Origin of the sequence: Herbaspirillum sp. (assembly GCF_035644555.1) — a bacterium.
Classification (GTDB): Bacteria; Pseudomonadota; Gammaproteobacteria; order Burkholderiales; family Burkholderiaceae_D; genus Herbaspirillum.
In genome coordinates, this window is the sequence record NZ_DASQOH010000006.1 from 1 (window position 1) to 14,331 (window position 14,331).

15 protein-coding genes are annotated in these 14,331 nt (G+C 62.8%); 11 read left to right on the forward strand and 4 right to left on the reverse strand.

Translation table 11 applies throughout. The annotated features are described in order from the left end of the window. From VE092_RS01715 to VE092_RS01730, 4 genes are all read left to right on the forward strand, one after another. Positions 1–364: putative PEP-binding protein (locus VE092_RS01715; RefSeq protein ID WP_324873193.1), on the forward strand; the 364-nt coding region annotated here is incomplete at its 5' end. A 155-nt stretch (positions 365–519) separates the two neighbouring features. Further along, on the forward strand, positions 520–954 hold the full coding sequence (locus tag VE092_RS01720; RefSeq protein WP_324873195.1) for an NfeD family protein: 435 nt from the start codon (positions 520–522) through the stop codon (positions 952–954). 32 nt (positions 955–986) lie between these two features. Then, the gene (locus tag VE092_RS01725; RefSeq protein ID WP_324873197.1) at positions 987–1,898 is read left to right on the forward strand and encodes a stomatin-like protein; all 912 of its coding nucleotides are present in this window, start codon (positions 987–989) and stop codon (positions 1,896–1,898) included. 3 nt (positions 1,899–1,901) lie between these two features. Continuing rightward, entirely contained in the window at positions 1,902–3,179 is a 1,278-nt protein-coding gene (locus tag VE092_RS01730) for a serine hydrolase domain-containing protein (RefSeq protein ID WP_324873198.1), read from the forward strand. Positions 3,180–3,212: 33 nt separating this feature from the next. Here VE092_RS01730 and VE092_RS01735 read toward each other — a convergent pair whose 3' ends face one another. Next, a complete protein-coding gene (locus VE092_RS01735; protein ID WP_324873200.1) occupies positions 3,213–4,640 on the reverse strand; it encodes an ATP-binding protein in 1,428 nt (475 codons plus the stop codon). A 1-nt stretch (position 4,641) separates the two neighbouring features. Further along, complete coding sequence (locus VE092_RS01740) at positions 4,642–5,331, reverse strand: response regulator transcription factor (RefSeq protein WP_196872091.1); 690 nt, start codon at positions 5,329–5,331, stop codon at positions 4,642–4,644. A 371-nt stretch (positions 5,332–5,702) separates the two neighbouring features. Here VE092_RS01740 and VE092_RS01745 point away from each other — a divergent pair, with 371 nt between their 5' ends. Together VE092_RS01745 and VE092_RS01750 are read left to right on the forward strand one after the other, a co-directional pair. Continuing rightward, entirely contained in the window at positions 5,703–6,437 is a 735-nt protein-coding gene (locus tag VE092_RS01745) for a hypothetical protein (RefSeq protein WP_324873203.1), read from the forward strand. A gap of 45 nt (positions 6,438–6,482) precedes the next feature. Then, on the forward strand, positions 6,483–8,066 hold the full coding sequence (locus VE092_RS01750) for a tetratricopeptide repeat-containing glycosyltransferase family protein (RefSeq protein ID WP_324873205.1): 1,584 nt from the start codon (positions 6,483–6,485) through the stop codon (positions 8,064–8,066). A 63-nt stretch (positions 8,067–8,129) separates the two neighbouring features. Here VE092_RS01750 and smpB read toward each other — a convergent pair whose 3' ends face one another. After that, positions 8,130–8,579: an SsrA-binding protein SmpB gene (gene smpB / locus VE092_RS01755; RefSeq protein ID WP_006465562.1), complete on the reverse strand. Its 450-nt coding sequence runs from the start codon at positions 8,577–8,579 to the stop codon at positions 8,130–8,132. A gap of 67 nt (positions 8,580–8,646) precedes the next feature. On the opposite strand from smpB, the gene VE092_RS01760 reads away from it, so the two are divergent. The 4 genes from VE092_RS01760 to guaA all read left to right on the forward strand — a co-directional run bounded on the left by VE092_RS01760 (position 8,647) and on the right by guaA (position 12,691). After that, positions 8,647–9,078 carry a type II toxin-antitoxin system RatA family toxin gene (locus VE092_RS01760; protein WP_324873208.1) on the forward strand — a complete coding sequence of 144 codons (432 nt, stop codon included), beginning with the start codon at positions 8,647–8,649 and terminating at the stop codon, positions 9,076–9,078. Further along, positions 9,071–9,373: an RnfH family protein gene (locus VE092_RS01765; protein ID WP_324873210.1), complete on the forward strand. Its 303-nt coding sequence runs from the start codon at positions 9,071–9,073 to the stop codon at positions 9,371–9,373. Before VE092_RS01760 ends, VE092_RS01765 begins: the two co-directional genes overlap by 8 nt. A gap of 141 nt (positions 9,374–9,514) precedes the next feature. Continuing rightward, a complete protein-coding gene (guaB, locus tag VE092_RS01770; protein ID WP_006465559.1) occupies positions 9,515–10,984 on the forward strand; it encodes an IMP dehydrogenase in 1,470 nt (489 codons plus the stop codon). A gap of 114 nt (positions 10,985–11,098) precedes the next feature. Then, positions 11,099–12,691 (forward strand): glutamine-hydrolyzing GMP synthase, encoded by a 1,593-nt coding sequence (gene guaA / locus VE092_RS01775; protein ID WP_324873213.1) that lies wholly within the window; start codon positions 11,099–11,101, stop codon positions 12,689–12,691. A 156-nt stretch (positions 12,692–12,847) separates the two neighbouring features. Here guaA and VE092_RS01780 read toward each other — a convergent pair whose 3' ends face one another. Then, on the reverse strand, positions 12,848–13,213 hold the full coding sequence (locus VE092_RS01780) for a cupin domain-containing protein (protein WP_324873215.1): 366 nt from the start codon (positions 13,211–13,213) through the stop codon (positions 12,848–12,850). Between the two features lie 159 nt (positions 13,214–13,372). On the opposite strand from VE092_RS01780, the gene VE092_RS01785 reads away from it, so the two are divergent. Then, the gene (locus tag VE092_RS01785) at positions 13,373–14,287 is read left to right on the forward strand and encodes a DUF72 domain-containing protein (RefSeq protein WP_324873217.1); all 915 of its coding nucleotides are present in this window, start codon (positions 13,373–13,375) and stop codon (positions 14,285–14,287) included. The last annotated feature ends 44 nt before the right edge of the window (positions 14,288–14,331 follow it).

The window sequence follows — 14,331 nt, forward strand, 5'->3', positions numbered from 1 at the left end:
CCTGCGCGTCATCATGATGTGCGAAGTGCCGTCCAACGCCATCCTGGCCGAGCAGTTCCTGGAACACTTCGACGGCTTCTCCATCGGTTCCAACGACCTGACCCAGCTGACCCTGGGCCTGGACCGCGATTCCGGCATGGAGCTGCTGGCAGCCGACTTCGACGAGCGCGATCCGGCACTGCAGGCCTTGCTGTCCAAGGTCATTGCCACCTGCCGCGAGAAGGGCAAGTATGTCGGCATCTGCGGTCAGGGTCCGTCGGATCATCCTGACTTCGCCGAGTGGCTGATGGAGCAGGGCATCGAGTCCATCTCGCTGAACCCGGATACCGTCATCGATACCTGGCAGCAGCTGGCCAAGAAGTGATGATCCAGTAAGCTCCAGTAAGCATTACTGACCAACACTGACGTCTTTCGTCGAAAGAAGTGAAAGGCGCGGACAGAAATGTCCGCGCCTTTGTTTTTGTGTTCTCAAGCTGCGGTAGACTTGGCGCGTTTGCTGTTTTTCGACGGGGATAGGTGATGAGCGATTGGGCGATCTGGCTGGTGTTGGCCGGTATCTTGCTGGGAGCGGAACTGTTCACCGGCACTTTCTATCTGCTGATGATTGCGCTGGGCCTGGTGGCCGGCGGCGTCGTCGCGTGGGGTGGCGTACAACTGGAGTGGCAACTGCTGGTGGCCGCCATCGTGGGCGTGATCGCCGTGCTCGGCCTGCGCCGCAGCCGCTACGGCCGCCTGCGTCAGGGCAGCGGCAACGACGATCCCAACCTGCTGCTCGATATCGGCCAGGGCATCGAGGTGCCGCTCTGGCAGGCGCACGGCAGCCAGTACATCGCCCGGGTTCCGTACCGGGGGGCGCAGTGGGATGTCGAACTGCTGCCCGGCCACCACGCCTTGCCCGGTCCCCATGTCATCCGCGAAATCCGCGGCAGTCGCCTGCTGGTGGCGCCGCGCTGATCCAACCCCCTTCAAGTTCCAAGGAGAGTTCCATGCTGGGTAGCGTCACTCTGGTCATTTTCTTCCTCGCCATCGTCTTCGTCGTGCAGACGGTGAAGGTGGTCCCGCAACAGCATGCCTGGGTGGTGGAGCGCCTGGGCAAGTACCACGCCACGCTGGCGCCGGGCCTCAACATCGTGGTGCCTTTCATCGATCGCGTGGCCTACAAGCACATCCTCAAGGAAATCCCGCTGGACGTGCCGCCGCAGGTCTGCATCACCCGTGACAATACGCAGCTGCAGGTCGACGGCATCCTGTACTTCCAGATCACTGATCCGATGCGGGCCTCCTATGGTTCGTCCAACTACATTGCCGCCATCACCCAGCTGGCGCAGACCACGCTGCGCTCGGTGATCGGCAAGATGGAGCTGGACAAGACCTTCGAGGAACGCGATCACATCAACACCGCCATCGTCAGCGCGATCGACGAGTCCGCCGAGAACTGGGGCGTGAAGGTGCTGCGCTATGAAATCAAGGACCTGACCCCGCCCAAGGAGATCCTGCACGCCATGCAGGCGCAGATCACCGCCGAGCGCGAGAAGCGTGCGCTGATTGCCGCCTCCGAAGGGCGCAAGCAGGAGCAGATCAACATCGCCACCGGTGAGCGCGAAGCCGCCATCGCCCGTTCGGAAGGCGAGAAACAGGCCTCCATCAACCGCGCCCAGGGCCAGGCTGCAGCGATCCTGGCCATCGCCGAAGCCAGTGCCGAGGCGATCCGCAAGACGGCTTCGGCAATCCAGCAACCCGGTGGTTCGGATGCCGTCAACCTGAAGGTGGCGGAGCAGTATGTCGATGCCTTCGGCAAGCTGGCCAAGACCAACAATTCCATCATCGTGCCGGCCAATCTGTCGGATATGAGCGGCCTGATCGCCTCGGCCCTGCAGGTAGTGAAGCAACAGAAATAAGCCATGACCTTTGCTCTTTCCCGTATCGCCTTTTGCCGGCCGGTGCTGGTATTGATGGGCGCCACCCTGATGGCGGCCGCCCCTCTGGCGCATGCCCAGCAGCAGGATGAGGCCCTGGCCGCCCGTGTGGATGCGCGGATGGAACAGATCCTTGCGCAATACCCGGTGCCCGGGGCCAGCATCGCTATTGCTTATCAGGGCCGGCTGGTCTATCAGCGCGGCTACGGCATGGCTGTCACCGAGAGCAATACCCCGGTCACTCCCCAGACGCGCTTTCGCATCGGCAGCATTTCCAAGGCGGTGACGGCGGTGGCGCTGCTGCGCCTGTTCGAAAACGAGCTGCCGCAGGTGCTGGATCGTCCGGTATTCGGGCCGCAAGGCCTGTTGCCGGACACGGCCTATCCGGACTTCGCGCCGCCGCTGGATCAGCGCGTACTCAAGATCACGCTGCGCCAGCTGTTGCAGCATACCAGTGGGTGGGGCGGCAGCGATTACGATCCGCAATACGATCTGGCCCATATCGCCCAGGCGCAGCACGTAGCGGCACCAGCCTCGGCACGTGACGTGATCGCCTACGTGCTCAAGCAGCGTCTGCTGGACGCCGCGCCGGGCAGCGAATTCTTCTACGGCAATTTCGCCTATAACGTACTGGGTCGCATCATCGAGCACAGGACCGGGCAGCCCTATGAGCAGGCGGTACAGGCCCTGGTATTTACGCCGGCCGGGATCGGTGATGCAGTGATCGCCGGTGACCGCCGCACCGAGCGCGCCGCCGGCGAAGCCGGCTACTACGACGATCCGCGCTGGCCTGCGGTGGCCGACCGCGATGGCAGCGGCACGACCGGGCCGGAATCCTATAGCGCCTACCATTTCCGAAGCATGGACGCGACCGCCGGCTGGGTCACCACGGCGGCCGATCTGGTGCGCTTCGTCGATGCGGTCCAGGGGCGTGGCGTCCCGGCCCTGCTCAAGCCGCAAACGCTGGCGCTGATGAAACAGCGGGATAACCGGCTGGCGGAAAACAACTATGGCCTGGGCTGGGTGGTGACCCGTACCAACGGCATGGAAATCCTCTCCCATAGCGGCGCCCTGACCACCGGCAGCTACGCCTACCTGCAATCGCGCGCCGATGGCTGGTCCTGGGCCGTGCTGATGAACCGCTTGCCGATTCCCTATCCAGCCGAACAGGGTGTGCAGGAACTGCAGGCCTTCCAGATCGCGGTGCAACGCGGATTGATGACGACCATCGTCAATTCTCAGCGGCAAGCCGCGGCCCGTTAGAAGGGGCCGGCACCGGACCTGATGGCGGCGCCCTCAGGTCTCCACGGTGTCGCCCCGGGCCGGCTCATCAGCCATGAAGGGCAGGGTGATGTCCACCCGCAAGCCGCCATCCGGCCGATTCGCGGCGCGGATGCTGCCTTGATGGGCTTCCACGATGCGTCGCGCAATCGACAGCCCCAGGCCGTGCCCGGCGCTGTTGCTCTTGGTACGGCTGCTGCGGAAGAACAGCTCGAAGATGCTGTTCATCTCTTCCTCCGGCACACCCGGCCCACGGTCGAGAATGGACAGGTGCAGCAGCTTGCCGATCTCATCGATCTCGGCCACCACCTGCACCGTGGTCGCTGGCCCGGTGTGCTTGATGGCATTGCGCAGCACGTTCTCGATGGCGCGATAGAGCAATTCCGGATTGCCCTGCACCTGTACCCGGCAGGCGATCTGGCTTTCCACCTGCTTGCCCAGGGTCTCGGCTTCGAAATTGGCGTCGTTGATCATGTCCCCCAGCATGGGCTGGATCGCGATGGCTTCTTCCATCGAACCGGGGACATTGGCTTCCAGTCGCGACAGCGTCAACAGTTCACCCACCAGCTTGTCCATGCGCACGCTCTCGCGTTCGATGCGTTCCAGGGTCAGTTCCAGCTTGTCCCGGTCCTGCACCCGCGCCAGGCCGATGGCCATCTGCAGGCGCGCAATCGGCGAGCGCAATTCGTGCGAGACGTCATGCAGCAGGCGACGCTGACTTTCCATCAGGGTGCGCAGCTTGGCGGTCATGGCGTCGAAATCGCGACCGAGGTCGGCCAGCTCGTCGTTGCGCGCGCTCATCACCGGCTCCAGTTCCAGATCCAGGTTGCCATTGGCGGCCTGGTTGAAGGCGTTCTTGAGATGACGAATGGGATGCGAGAAATACCAGGCCAGCAGCAGGGCGAATATCAGGCTGGCCATCAGTGCCACGGCCAGCGGCATGGTCGGGAAGAACAGCGGCTTGGGCCCGCGTTCCTTCATGTAGCGCGGCTCGCGACCGGGCATGCCGCCGGGTCCGGGCGGCGGCGCAAACTCATCGTTGGGCGCCGGAATGAACATCAGGTAGCTATGGCCGTTGGTGGCCTTGACCAGTTCCACCGAGCGTCGCTCGCGCTCGGTCGTCAACAGGTGACGCGCCTCTTCCACCAGTTTGGGCGACACTTCGCGGCCCATCAGGTCCTTGTTCTCTTCATCCACCGCGTACAGCTGCAGGCGATGCGGGCGTCCTTCGTTGATCAGGCTGCGCAGCGCTTCCGGCCCGCCGAACTGCAGCGTGGCCGCCGCCGAGCGGATCATGAACGAGGCCGGCGGACTGAGGTCGATTTCCGAATTGCGGTTGCTGCGTTCCAGGTTTTCTATCCAGAACAGCACGCCCACGCCGAAGGTGGCGGTAATCTGGGCGATCGCGATGAAGAAGAAGAACTTCCAGAAAAGCCGGCCCACTTTATTCCTTGATGAACTGGTAGCCGAGGCGATAGACGGTCTGGATGCAGCTCTTGTCGCTGCCCAGGGCGGCGATCTTCTGGCGGATGCTGGAAAGGTGGACGTCGATGTTGCGATCGAAGCGCGCCAGCGGGCGGCCCAGCCCCTGTTCCGACAGGGTCTGCTTGCTGACGGGCTTGCCAGCATTGCGGGCCAGCACTTCCAGCAGGTTGAATTCGCTGCTGGTCAATTCCAGCGGCCGGCTGTTCCAGGTGGCGCGACGCTGTTCCGGCCACATCGACAGCGCGCCCACGGCCAGTGGCGAGTAGGGCGCCTGTTCGCTGCTCTCGGCAGAAGCGCGGCGCAGGATGGCGCGGATGCGGGCGGCGATCTCGCGTGGTGTGCACGGCTTGGGGACGTAGTCGTCGGCACCCAGTTCCAGGCCGATGATGCGGTCGGTGTCATCACCCTTGGCGGTCAGCATCACCACCGGCATGCTGCTCTTGGCGCGGATGCGGCGCAGGGTATCGACGCCGTTCAGGCGCGGCATCATCACATCCAGCACCGCGATGGCGTATTGGCCGGTGAGCGCCTCGGCGGCGCCGGCTTCGCCATCGTAGGCGACGTTGACTTCGAATTTTTCCTGCTCCAGGTATTCCTTGAGCATATCGACGAGCTCCACGTCATCGTCGATCAAAAGCACTTTAGACATCGCTGCATTCCATTCTCGAATTGCCCTGCCTCCAGGCCGCAGGGCGTCGGCAGCCCGTAATATGCCGTAAAAGGTTTTGCAGGAGTGTTTCCAGCCGTCTTTACAATTGCATCTTTACATTCATTTACCGCGTGCCGGTGAACCTTCGCAACGGTGTATTGCGCCCATCCCTCCTTGACCGATTCTTTTGCCACCCGCTGGCAGGCCGCGCCAGGCTTGACTTGCGGCAATGGCCCGCACTGCGCGTGTTGACAGAACTTTACTCCGCTTTACGCTTTCCGGTTCAACTTAACAGGTCTTGATGATCGATACTGTTGACACTGACAAGGGAGCGACGCAAGGGGCGTCGCACACAATAAAAGGGGAGTGTCATGGCCATCAGCAGCGTTGGTTCCAGCAGTTTCAGCCTGTCCGATCTGTCCGCGCTCAGCGGTACCAGCGGCTTTTCCACCAGCGCCACGCAGCGCCTGGATATGCCACCGCCACCACCGCCGCGTGGCGACAAGGGTGGAGGGCTGATCGGCGCGCTCAAGGATATTCTCGGTTCGCTGGGCGTGGCGCTTGATGCGACCGCCAGCAGCGCCACCACCTCGGCCAGCACGACCTCTTCAAGCAGCAGCGTTTCGGCTTCGAATGTCGATTCCAAGCTCGATGCCTTCCTGCAGGAACTCATGGCCGCCCTGAAAGGCCAGGACAATCCCCCACCGGGAGCGCCGCCGGCACTTTCGTCGTCTTCTGACGGCAGTTCCTCCAGCAGCGTGTCGGCCACCAGCGAGGTCGACGGCTCCACCAGTTCCAGCAGCACCAGCAGTGCCAGCACCACGGCCACCGACAGCACGGCGCGCTCCTACTCGCCAGCGGGCCGTCCGCCACCGCCCGGCGGTGGGCTGGAGGCGGACCTCAATAGCCTGATCTCCAGTCTCTCCTCCGGCAGCAGCGATAGTGGTGATGGCACGAGCTCTTCACTGGAAAGTGCGTTCAGCAACCTCCTCAGTTCCCTGGGCGCATCCTCGACCACCACGTCGCTTTCCGGCTTCCTGCAAAACCTGCAGAGCAAGCTGGCGGCAGGCAAGACCACGGGCAACCTGATCGATACCACGGCGTGATCCGGCGGCGGCGTCACGAGCCGGCGGCGTGATAAGCTGCCGGCCATGATTTCTCCCGACCCCGCCAAACTGGCAAGCATCATGGGCCTGATGTGCGAGGCCATCGCCCTGCGTGGCGCCCAGCAAGCTGCTGCGGCCGTGGCCGTGCTGGAGCAGGCACTGGCGCTGGACCCCGGCTTCCTGCCATTGCACATGCAGCGTGCCGATCTGCTGGTGGAAATGGGTGAACTGGCCGGCGCGATCGCTGCCTACGAAGCCTGCCTGGATCTGGTGCCGGACTATCACGACGCGCGCGTCGCCCATCGCGCAGTGATGGTGCAATGGGCCGACACGCTGGCAGCCGCCCAAGGGCCGGAAGAGCCGCCGGACATCGAGCGCGCCGCTACGCTGGCGCGCCTCTACTACAAGCTGGCGCAGCCACACCAGGCATTGGCCGCCCTTGCTCCCGCTCTGCCGCTGGCCACCCTGGAACACCAGGCCTTGCACGCCGATATCCTGCTTCTGTTGAACCGCCACGAAGAGGCGCTGCATTGCTATTCGGAAGCCCCCGACAGCGACGACGGCACCCGCGCCCTGATTGCCTTCAATCGCGCCGACATCCTGCGCCGCATGGGCCGCATCGATGAAGCACAAGCCGCCTATGAAGAGGCCCTGCGCTGGCATGCCGATTTCCCGCAGGCCCAGGTCGGTCGCGCCCACATGCTGCTGACGCGGCATGACTATGCACGGGGATGGCCAGCCCATGAAGCCCGTTTCGCGATAGCCGAACTGGCCCGGCAGGGCATCAGCAGCCCGAGCCCGCGCTGGCAGCCAGGCCAGGATGTACAGGGAAAGCGAGTGCTCTTGTGGGCCGAACAGGGGCAGGGCGATTGCCTGCAATTTTCCCGCTACATCCCGCTGGTCGCGCAGCGTGCAGCGCAGGTGACGCTCTGCGCCCCCGCAGCGTTGTTGGCGGTGCTCGCCCCCTCCTTGCCCGGGGTGGACTGCGTGTCCCACGCCCATGAAGCGCCGCCCCATGATTGTCATGCCTCGCTGCTGAGCCTGCCGTTGTTGCTTGCGTTGCCTGATCCTTGCCAGGGGCCGCAGCCGCCATATCTTTTTGCCGATCCGGGGCGCGTAGCGCAGTGGCAGCAGCAACTGGCGTTGCTGGATGGCGCTGCGCCGCGCCGTCCGCGTATTGGCCTGGCCTGGGCCGGGCGGCAGTACGCCACCACCCATCCCAGTCGCGATGTGCCACTGGCCGCCTTGCTGCCGCTCTTGGACCTGCCGGCCGACTTCATCAGCCTGCAGGTGGAAATTCCCCTGGCCGACCAGTCGCTGCACCAGGAGCTGGCGGGCCGGCTGCATAGCTTGCCCTTGACGGACTGGGCCGATACCGCAGCGCTGGCCTGCGCGCTGGACCTCGTGATCAGTGTCGATACTGCCGTCATACACCTGGCCGGTGCCCTGGGCCTGCCATGTTTTTTGCCGCAGCGGCTGGAAGGCGAATGGCGCTGGGGCGTGGTGGGGGACTCCAGTCACTGGTATCCCTCGGTCCGACTGTTCCGCCAGCACGAGCGCGGGCAATGGGCGCCGGTAGTGTCCGAGATGGTGGCGGCTTGCCGCGAGAAGTTCGCCGGCTGGTCGTAACGGCGGACATGAAAACGGCTGCCCTGGGCAGCCGTGGTCGCAGTGGAAGAGGGTAGAGCGGGATCAGCGACGGTTCTGCTTCATGGCCGCCTGGATTTCACGCTGGCTGTCACGCTGCTTTTCGGTCTCGCGCTTGTCGTGTTGTTTCTTGCCCTTGGCCAGGCCGATGTCGCATTTGACCCGGCCCTTGCTGTAATGCAGGTTCAGTGGCACCAGCGTATAGCCGGAGCGCTCCACCTTGCCGATCAGTTTGCTGATCTCCGCCGCGTTGAGCAGCAGCTTGCGGGTACGGGTCGTTTCCGGATGCACGTGGGTGGAGGTGCTGGTCAGCGCACTGATGTGGCAGCCGAACAGATAGACCTCGCCATTGCGCACGATCACGTAGGCTTCCTTCAATTGCACGCGGCCGGCGCGGATCGATTTGACTTCCCAACCTTGCAAGACGAGACCTGCTTCGAATCGCTCTTCGATGAAGTAATCGAAAAAGGCCTTTTTGTTATCAATAATGCTCATCTAAATAAAAATTCGTCTCGTCGGTTAAAATTGTGCCTTTGCGATTTTATCAAACGGATCACCCTCGATGGCAGTCGTTCACAAAACCGTCCTGATCAACTATAGCGCGGAGCAGATGTTCAACCTGGTCGACAAGGTTGAGGATTACCCTGAATTCCTGCCCTGGTGTGGCGGTGTCGAGGTGTCTGAACGCAGTGACGATAGTCTCACGGCCAAGCTCAAGATCAACTACCACGGCCTGAAACAGTCCTTCAGCACCCACAATTCCAATGTGCGCCCCACCAGCATGACCATGCGCCTGGTGGAAGGCCCGTTCAAGCATTTCGAAGGTCGCTGGAGCTTCAAGCCGCTGCGCGAGGATGCCTGCAAGATCGAGTTCGACATGGAATATGAATTTTCCAGCCGCATCCTGGAGGGCGTGATCGGCCCGGTCTTCAGCATGATCGCCAACAGCTTCGTCGATTCCTTCTGCAAGCGGGCCGAACAGATATATGGCTGAAGCAGGCCCTTTGCAAGTCCAGCTCTGCTACGCCGCGCCCGGACTGCAGATTCTCAGGGATCTTGTAGTGGCCCCGGGCTGCACCATCCAGCAGGCCATCCTTGACAGCGGCCTGCTGCGCGAACAGCCGGCCATCGACCTGTCGACCTGCAAGGTCGGCATCTTCGGCAAGATCAAGCCGCTGGACACCCCCCTGCGCGAACGTGACCGCATCGAGATCTACCGCCCGCTGATCGCTGATCCCAAGCTATCCCGCCGGCGCCGCGCTGCTCACAAGGAACGGGCGGAAGGGTAATGAGCGGCGGCGCTTGCCGCTCTGGCAAGAATGTCGCGTCGATATGGCATTTTTGCGACCTCCGCAGTAGCAAACGCAAGCAGAGCAAGACGTGCCATCAAGTTTTCTGTATAATTCGCTTTTGCGCCTATAGGAAACACTATGCGTCTTCTCCAAAAAGCACTCACGTTCGATGATGTGCTGCTCGTTCCGGCCTTCTCGGACATCCTCCCCAAAGATACTTCCCTGACCACGCGCCTGACGCGCAACATCTCGCTGAACATCCCGCTGGTGTCGGCTGCGATGGATACCGTCACCGAAGCACGCCTGGCCATTGCCATGGCGCAAGAAGGCGGGATCGGCATCATCCACAAGAACCTGACGCCCAAGGAACAGGCGCGCGAGGTTTCCAAGGTCAAGCGTTTCGAGTCCGGCGTGGTCCGCGACCCGATCACCATCCCCCCCACCATGAAGATCCGCGACGTGATCGCGCTGTCCAAGCAGCACGGCATTTCCGGTTTCCCGGTGGTTGAAGGCAAGGCACTGGTGGGCATCATCACCAATCGCGACCTGCGTTTCGAGCGAGAGCTGGACGCCGAAGTCCGCGCCAAGATGACCCCGCGCGACAAGCTGGTCTACGTCAAGGAAAACGGTTCCAGCGCCGATCCCGAAGAAGCCAAGCGCCTGATGAACAAGCACCGCCTGGAGCGCGTGATGGTCGTCAACGATGCCTTCGAGCTGCGCGGCCTGATCACCGTCAAGGACATCGAAAAATCCACCGAACACCCCTTCGCCTGTAAGGACGAACACGGCAAGCTGCGCGTGGGTGCCGCTGTCGGCGTGGGTCCGGACAATGACGAGCGCATCGAGTTGCTGGTCGCTGCCGGCGTGGACGTGATCGTGGTCGACACCGCCCATGGCCACTCCGCTGGCGTGTTGAACCGCGTCAAGTGGGTCAAGACCCGCTACCCGCACGTGGAAGTCATCGGCGGCAACATCGCCACCGCCGCCGCTGCCAAGGCACTGGTCGAACATGGTGCCGACGCCGTCAAGGTCGGTATCGGCCCTGGCTCCATCTGCACCACCCGTATCGTCGCTGGCGTGGGCGTACCTCAGATCTCCGCCATCGCCAACGTCGCCGACGCCCTGAAGGGTACCGGCGTACCGGTGATCGCCGACGGCGGCATCCGCTTCTCCGGCGACGTCGCCAAGGCGCTGGCCGCCGGTGCGTCCGCCGTGATGATGGGCAGCATGTTCGCCGGCACCGAAGAAGCCCCGGGCGAAGTGATCCTGTACCAGGGCCGCAGCTACAAGTCCTACCGTGGCATGGGCTCGCTGGGCGCCATGGCCGACGGTTCGGCCGACCGTTACTTCCAGGACGGCGACAACACCGCCGACAAGTTCGTGCCGGAAGGCATCGAAGGCCGCGTCGCCTACAAGGGCTCGGTGGTCGCCATCCTGTATCAGCTGGTGGGCGGCGTGCGCTCCTCCATGGGTTACTGCGGTTGCGGCTCCATCGACGACTTCCGCGAACGCGCCGAATTCGTCGAGATCACCTCGGCCGGCATGCGCGAATCGCACGTCCACGACGTGCAGATCACCAAGGAAGCCCCGAACTACCGCGCCGAGTAATTTTCGATGCGGCCACAGCCCGACAGTCCACCGGCATTGCGCCAGGCTGTCGGGCTGTTGAATTTTTCAGCAGTCTATTTTCAACGTAGCTAAGGTAGCCAGACCTCATTGCCCATGTCCACGCATTCGCATTCGAAAATCCTGATCCTCGACTTCGGTTCCCAGGTGACCCAGCTCATCGCTCGCCGCGTGCGCGAAGCCGGTGTGTTTTCCGAGGTATTCCCGCATGATGTGACCGACGAATTCGTGCGCAACTACGGCGCGGCCGGCGTCATTCTCTCCGGTGGCCCCAACAGCGTCACCGAAGGCGACACCCCGCGCGTACCGCAATCGGTATTCGAACTGGGCGTGCCGGTCCTGGGCATCTGCTACGGCATGCAGGCCATGGCCGAGCAACTGGGCGGCAAGGTCGAGAACGGTCACCTGCGTGAATTCGGCTACGCAGAAGTGCGCGCCCACGGCCACACCAAGTTGCTGGACAACATCAGCGACTTCACCAATGCCCAGGGCCACGGCATGTTGAAGGTCTGGATGAGCCACGGCGACAAGGTCAACGACATGCCGGCCGGCTTCAAGCTCATGGCTTCCACCGGCAACTGCCCCATCGCCGGCATGGCCGACGAAGAACGCCGCTTCTACGGCGTGCAGTTCCACCCCGAAGTCACCCACACCGTGCAGGGCAAGGCCATGCTGGCGCGCTTCGTGCACGAGATCTGCGGCTGCCAGTCGGACTGGAACATGCCGGACTACATCTCCGAAGCCGTCGAGATGATCCGCCAGCAGGTTGGCAGCGATGAAGTCATCCTGGGCCTCTCCGGTGGCGTGGACAGCAGCGTGGCTGCGGCCCTGATCCACCGCGCCATCGGCGACCAGCTGACCTGTGTCTTCGTCGACCACGGCCTGCTGCGGCTGGACGAAGGCAAGATGGTCATGGAGATGTTCGGCAAGAACCTGGGCGTGAAGGTGATCCACGTGGACGCTACCGCCCAGTTCATGGGCCACTTGGCTGGCGTCACCGATCCCGAAGCCAAGCGCAAGATCATCGGCCGCGAGTTCGTCGAGGTGTTCCAGGCCGAATCGGCCAAGCTGACCAGCGCCAAGTGGCTGGCCCAGGGCACCATCTACCCGGACGTGATCGAAAGCGCCGGCAAGGGCAAGAAGACCGCCCACACCATCAAGAGCCACCACAACGTCGGCGGCCTGCCGGAAACCTTGAACCTGAAGCTGTTGGAACCCCTGCGCGAGTTGTTCAAGGACGAAGTCCGCGAACTGGGCGTGGCCCTGGGCCTGCCGCCGGAAATGGTCTACCGCCACCCGTTCCCCGGCCCGGGCTTGGGCGTGCGTATTCTGGGTGAAGTCAAGAAGGAATACGCCGACCTGCTGCGCCGTGCTGACGCAATCTTCATCGAGGAACTGCGCAATACGAAGGATGACGACGGCCAGAGCTGGTACGACAAGACCAGCCAGGCCTTCGCCGTGTTCCTGCCGGTGAAATCGGTGGGCGTGATGGGCGACGGCCGTACCTACGAATACGTCGTGGCCCTGCGCGCCGTGCAGACCCAGGACTTCATGACCGCCCACTGGGCGCACCTGCCGCATGAACTGCTGGGACGCGTGTCCAACCGCATCATCAATGAAGTGCGCGGCCTGAACCGGGTGGTGTATGACATTTCGGGGAAGCCGCCGGCGACCATCGAGTGGGAATGATTTGGGGTCTGGCAATGCCAGGCGCTTGAAAGCATCAAATCGCCAGGAAGCCCGCATTACTGCGGGCTTTTTGCGTTCCTGCATGCAGACAGATTTCAAAGGCCGGTAGCGGCTTTGCTGCCCTTCAGTACTGGGTAAAGTGGAGTTTCGCCGGCCTCAAGCGCCGCCACGCTCGACGATCACATAGTGCTTGCGCATCGGCTCCACCACCTCGAACACGCCCTTGAAACCCGCCGGGATCACCATGGCGTCCCCAGGGCCGGCCTCGGCAGCCTGTCCTTGCTCATCAATGACGCGGCAGCGACCTTCCAGCACGTAGAAATATTCATCTTTGGTCGGTGCAAAGGCAATGCGCCAGCTGCCTTTTTCGCAGGCCCAGATGCCGGCGTTCATTTCGCCGCTGGCGCTGGTGAAGTGGTTCCAGGTGGTGCGCAGGGGATTGCCTTCCAGGCGGCGCTCTTCGATGGGGTGGTCATGTTCGGGGGCGGGGAACCCGAGGCGGAATTGGGTGATGGCGGTCATGGAATGGGCCTGCAATAGAGGTAAAAGAAGGAAGGGGGAAAGGGTGAGCGGTCGATCAAAGGGCTGCAGTGTACCAACAGCGTGCTACTGCCGCGCTGGCCGGCACCAAGTCCGCCTGCCCCGGTCACACCATGCATGAACATGATCGAGGAGGCAGGCATGGGCAAGATCTGGATCGGTATCTCCGGCTGGCGTTACGCGCCCTGGCGCGGCAGTTTCTACCCCAAGGGACTGCGCCAGGATGACGAGCTCGGCTATGCCTCGCGCATGCTGCCCAGCATCGAGCTCAACGGTTCCTTCTATGCCCTGCAGCGGCCGGAAAGCTATCAGCGCTGGTATGAGTCCACGCCACCCGGCTTCGTCTTCAGCCACAAGGGCAATCGCTTCATCACCCATACCCGTCGGCTCAAGGATATCGATGGCGCCCTGGCCAATGTGTTCGCTTCCGGTGTATTCAACCTGAAGGAAAAATTGGGCCCCTTCCTGTGGCAGTTCCCGCCCAGTTTCAGTTATGAGCCCGAGGCCCTGGAGCACTTCCTGAGCCTGCTGCCGCACGATACTGAAGCCGCACAGAAGCTGGCCCGTGCACATGAGCCGCGCATGGAGGGCAGGGTACAGCTGGAGACCGACAGGAAGCGCAAGCTGCGCCATGCCATGGAGATCCGCCATGACAGTTTCGTCGATGAGACCTTCATCAAGCTGCTGCGCAAGTACAAGGTCGCACTGGTGGTGGCCGATGCGCCCAAGAAATGGCCCTATCAGGAAGACGTGACGGCTGATTTCATGTATCTGCGCCTGCACGGTGACAAGCGCCTCTACCAGAGCGGTTATAGCGACGAGGCCATCGACGCTTGGGCCGAACGCATCCGGGCCTGGGCCGGAGGCGGTCAGCCGGCGCAGGGGCCGCGCATTGCGTCCAGTGCGCCACGGCAGCGCGCCAGTCGTGATGTCTATTGCTATTTCGATAACGATATGAAGGTCAAGGCACCGTTCGACGCCCGGCGCCTGATTGAACGCCTGGGTCTGAAGCTGGACCTGCCCGAGCCCGGCGAACCCCTGGAATGGCGCAAGTGATCAGTTTCGTGGACTGAAAACTGACAAATCGCAGCTGCTTCCAT

What these genes read in the sequence shown, in the direction of transcription:
- VE092_RS01720 (WP_324873195.1), top strand. Translation starts at nt 520, where the DNA reads ATGAGCGATTGGGCGATCTGGCTGGTGTTGGCCGGTATCTTGCTGGGA.
- VE092_RS01725 (WP_324873197.1), top strand. Translation starts at nt 987, where the DNA reads ATGCTGGGTAGCGTCACTCTGGTCATTTTCTTCCTCGCCATCGTCTTC.
- VE092_RS01730 (WP_324873198.1), top strand. Translation starts at nt 1,902, where the DNA reads ATGACCTTTGCTCTTTCCCGTATCGCCTTTTGCCGGCCGGTGCTGGTA.
- VE092_RS01740 (WP_196872091.1), bottom strand. Translation starts at nt 5,331, where the DNA reads ATGTCTAAAGTGCTTTTGATCGACGATGACGTGGAGCTCGTCGATATG.
- VE092_RS01745 (WP_324873203.1), top strand. Translation starts at nt 5,703, where the DNA reads ATGGCCATCAGCAGCGTTGGTTCCAGCAGTTTCAGCCTGTCCGATCTG.
- VE092_RS01750 (WP_324873205.1), top strand. Translation starts at nt 6,483, where the DNA reads ATGATTTCTCCCGACCCCGCCAAACTGGCAAGCATCATGGGCCTGATG.
- smpB (WP_006465562.1), bottom strand. Translation starts at nt 8,579, where the DNA reads ATGAGCATTATTGATAACAAAAAGGCCTTTTTCGATTACTTCATCGAA.
- VE092_RS01760 (WP_324873208.1), top strand. Translation starts at nt 8,647, where the DNA reads ATGGCAGTCGTTCACAAAACCGTCCTGATCAACTATAGCGCGGAGCAG.
- VE092_RS01765 (WP_324873210.1), top strand. Translation starts at nt 9,071, where the DNA reads ATGGCTGAAGCAGGCCCTTTGCAAGTCCAGCTCTGCTACGCCGCGCCC.
- guaB (WP_006465559.1), top strand. Translation starts at nt 9,515, where the DNA reads ATGCGTCTTCTCCAAAAAGCACTCACGTTCGATGATGTGCTGCTCGTT.
- guaA (WP_324873213.1), top strand. Translation starts at nt 11,099, where the DNA reads ATGTCCACGCATTCGCATTCGAAAATCCTGATCCTCGACTTCGGTTCC.
- VE092_RS01780 (WP_324873215.1), bottom strand. Translation starts at nt 13,213, where the DNA reads ATGACCGCCATCACCCAATTCCGCCTCGGGTTCCCCGCCCCCGAACAT.
- VE092_RS01785 (WP_324873217.1), top strand. Translation starts at nt 13,373, where the DNA reads ATGGGCAAGATCTGGATCGGTATCTCCGGCTGGCGTTACGCGCCCTGG.